The organism is Hyphomonas sp., from assembly GCF_046313975.1.
Taxonomy (GTDB): domain Bacteria; phylum Pseudomonadota; class Alphaproteobacteria; order Caulobacterales; family Hyphomonadaceae; genus Hyphomonas.
In genome coordinates this window covers 10,684-13,142 of sequence record NZ_JBKBXB010000061.1, presented here as the reverse complement: position 1 = coordinate 13,142, position 2,459 = coordinate 10,684, and the positions used below count along the sequence as shown (strand labels likewise).

Annotated in this window: 4 protein-coding genes; 1 reads left to right on the top strand and 3 read right to left on the bottom strand. The window is 62.9% G+C overall.

Annotated features, from left to right (window positions below; all coding sequences use genetic code 11):
- Both ACK4TE_RS15210 and ACK4TE_RS15205 read right to left on the bottom strand, forming a co-directional pair.
- A partial coding sequence (locus ACK4TE_RS15210; RefSeq protein WP_409912385.1) for a hypothetical protein occupies positions 1-247 on the bottom strand: 247 nt, incomplete at its 3' end.
- Positions 248-340: 93 nt separating this feature from the next.
- Complete coding sequence (locus ACK4TE_RS15205; protein WP_409912384.1) at positions 341-922, bottom strand: sigma-70 family RNA polymerase sigma factor; 582 nt, start codon at positions 920-922, stop codon at positions 341-343.
- A 166-nt stretch (positions 923-1,088) separates the two neighbouring features.
- Here ACK4TE_RS15205 and ACK4TE_RS15200 point away from each other — a divergent pair, with 166 nt between their 5' ends.
- Positions 1,089-1,607: an invasion associated locus B family protein gene (locus ACK4TE_RS15200; protein ID WP_409912383.1), complete on the top strand. Its 519-nt coding sequence runs from the start codon at positions 1,089-1,091 to the stop codon at positions 1,605-1,607.
- Positions 1,608-1,703: 96 nt separating this feature from the next.
- Here the strand turns inward: ACK4TE_RS15200 and ACK4TE_RS15195 are convergent, their stop codons facing one another.
- On the bottom strand, positions 1,704-2,342 hold the full coding sequence (locus ACK4TE_RS15195; RefSeq protein ID WP_409912382.1) for a 1-acyl-sn-glycerol-3-phosphate acyltransferase: 639 nt from the start codon (positions 2,340-2,342) through the stop codon (positions 1,704-1,706).
- Positions 2,343-2,459 lie beyond the last annotated feature (117 nt).

Genomic DNA, 2,459 nt, shown 5'->3' with positions numbered 1-2,459 from the left:
CAGAGGTGCTCGCTTCCAGCTCGTCGATGGCAGCCAGCGCCCGGTCCAGCGCACGGTCGCTCATTTCAACGCCCGCCGCAGTTTCCATCAGGCTGGCCGCAACCATCTCACTTTTGGCCAGCACCGCGCCGACATCTGCCCGGATTGCGCCCTGCGTCTCGACCAGCAGCGCATAGGCCGGGTCGAGGCTGCCGGCAGCGTAGGCAGCGTAAAGATCGTTGTCGGAGGAGAGTACGGTGGAGGTCATGGCAGGGTCAGGGTCAATTCCAAATCTTCGGTCAAAGATTGTCCGGTGGAGGTGAAGGTCAAGGAAACGGCGCTGCAAATTCCTGCAAGTGCCTCAGATTTGCGGCTCGATATCCCCCTTCAGGCGCTGAAAAGCGAGGCGGATGCGGGATTTCACGGTGCCTAGCGGCAGGTTGAAGGCTTCGGCGATCTCGGAATGGGACAGGCCGTCATAAAACGCCGCCTGGACCAGAACGAGCTGTTCGCGCGGCAATTCCTGCAGCCGCTCGCGCACGATCCCTTCCATCTGGCCGCGCGAAACAGCCTCATCCGGTGCCTCGACCCCCGCCGGGCTCAGCTGCGGATCGTCCGTCATCAGCTCCGGGCGGCGCTGGCGGCGCTGCACGTCGATCCGCCGGTTCCGCGCGATCCTGAACAGCCAGGTCGAGACCGACGCCTGCCTGCGGTCATACATCCCCGCCTTCTGCCAGGCCGTCACCATCACGTCCTGCACTAGCTCCTCGGCCTCCGCATCCCCGGCGCCGAGGCGCAGCATGTAGCTTTTCAGGCGCGGCGCGTAAAAGCCGAACAACTCGGCAAAGGCCGGCTTCGAGCGGCGCTCCGCAACCTCTGTCATGAGGTCGGCAAACCGCTCCCGCTGGGCAGGATCGAGGGCACGAACGGATTTGTCAGACACGCGCCGCGTCACTCCCGTATTACGGCTGCGAACCTCGCCGCTGTCGCGCGCCAATGCAACCATGAGCCGGTATATCTCCTGCATTTTGCGATAGGTGTTGCCGGTTGTCGCATCAGCCCTGTATTCCCTCTAGGGTCAAAGTCGCAGCGACCCTGAGGATCTAGTCTTGAGCACGCAAAGAGTAACCGTCCTTCGCAGCATTATTTTCGCAATTGTGATCGCGCCCCTGCTGGCTCTGCCCGCACAGGCCGAACGCACAGCGGTTGGCCGTTTCAAGGATTGGGTTGTCTTCACTGACACGGTAAACGGCCAGGACCTCTGCTATGCCGCCACAGAGGCGACATCGAAAACCCCATCCAGTGCCAATCACGGCGCGGTCTGGTACTATGTGACCACTTGGAAATCCGGCGCCGCCACGGCCCAGCCCAGCGTGCGCGTTGGCTATGATTTCCGCGAAGGCTCCAGCCCCAAAACCAAAGTCGGCCGGTCCAGCTGGACCCTGTTCACCTCAGGGCGCGAAGCCTTCGCCGACGACAAGGATGACAAATCCATTGTCGAAGCCCTCCGCAAGGGCGCCAATCTCAGTTTCGAAGGCACCTCTGCGCGCGGCACGAATGTCAGCTACAGGTTCTCGCTGAGCGGCTCAGCCGCGGCCATCGACAAGTCGATCGAGGCCTGCCGCTAGAGCAAATTCCGCTCAAGTGGGCACCGGTTGAGCGGAAGAAGTTGCGACAAAACGGAATGCTAGAGCAAGCGATCTGATACCATCAGATCGCTTGCTCTAGCCTTTCCCGCCCGGCAGCACGAACTGCGCGGGAAACTTGCCCTCCGCCGCGCGGTAGCTCTCCAGCACCTGTGCCATGTCGGCTGCCATGTCGCCGGTCAGCGCCATCGGCCCGTCGAGGCGCACGACATGCGTCTTGTAGTCGAGCACCGACATGATCAGCGGCACACCGGCCGAGCGGGCGATATGATAGAAACCGGTCTTCCAGTCCGGATTAGCCTTGCGCGTGCCCTCCGGCGCCACGGCGAGGTGCATGACCGGGCGATCCGCAAACGCCATCCGCATCTGTTCGACGACATCATGCGAACTCGACCGCTCCACCGGCACACAGCCCGAGCGGCGCACAAGCCATCCCATCGGCCCCTTCACCAGCGCCGCCTTGCCCATCCAGCTAAGTTTCACCCGGTACCAGCCCGCCACCGCCAACATCGTCAGCCCGTCCCAGTTGGAGGTGTGGGGCGCCGCCACGATCACTGATTTCGGAATATCCGGCCAGTCGGAGCCAATGCGCCAGCCGGTCGCTTTCAGGTACAGCCAGGACACGCCGCGCACGAACTCGGACCAGAGGCCCCGATAGGGCGCACTCTTCCCGAACGGGCCTTTGCGTGATGGCGCGGGTGAATCGGCATCCGTCATGCCGGATAAATTCAGGGTTTTGCCAGACCGCGCCACATACTTCTGCGGGAAATGCAGCAGAAACAGTCCGGCTTACGCCCCTACGGAAACGGGCGGCATCCTCACGGATGCCGCCCG

Excerpts from the sequence above, each read along its gene's own strand:
- ACK4TE_RS15195 (WP_409912382.1), bottom strand. The coding sequence starts at position 2,342 with ATGACGGATGCCGATTCACCCGCGCCATCACGCAAAGGCCCGTTCGGG.